Annotated in this window: 1 protein-coding gene; it reads right to left on the reverse strand. The window is 65.7% G+C overall.

Features of this window, described 5'->3' with window-relative positions:
• Positions 1-13: 13 nt before the first annotated feature.
• The gene (locus DSY14_RS28390) at positions 14-181 is read right to left on the reverse strand and encodes a hypothetical protein (RefSeq protein WP_211719637.1); all 168 of its coding nucleotides are present in this window, start codon (positions 179-181) and stop codon (positions 14-16) included.
• Between the last annotated feature and the right edge of the window lie 157 nt (positions 182-338).

The following is a 338-nucleotide window of genomic DNA, read 5'->3' on the forward strand; positions in this document are numbered from 1 at the left end:
GCCCCGGTCTGGGTCACAACGTCGGTTCGGGATCGGCCGTGGCGCCCGGGTTGAGCTCAGCGTTGAACCGCTGGTGCAGCTCCTCCGCTGCCACGAGAAGCCGCTCCACGTCTCTCACCGCGTACCCGTCGGCCTCCAGCTTCCCGCCGTCCCGTCCACATGCAGTGTTCGCCGGCGGCATGGGAGGCATCCCCGCCACTTTGAACTCTCCGATGACAAAGTGTGGACATGTCAAGCGAAAGTCCTTACCTTGACGGCACAAGTTCCGCGCACCCGCAGCAGACCGGAGCGATATCCGGCACGGTCCGGTCCCCGCCTGATGGAGGACCATTGCGCCT

The sequence above is a fragment of the Nocardiopsis sp. MG754419 genome (genome assembly GCF_018207095.1).
Classification (GTDB): Bacteria; Actinomycetota; Actinomycetes; order Streptosporangiales; family Streptosporangiaceae; genus Nocardiopsis.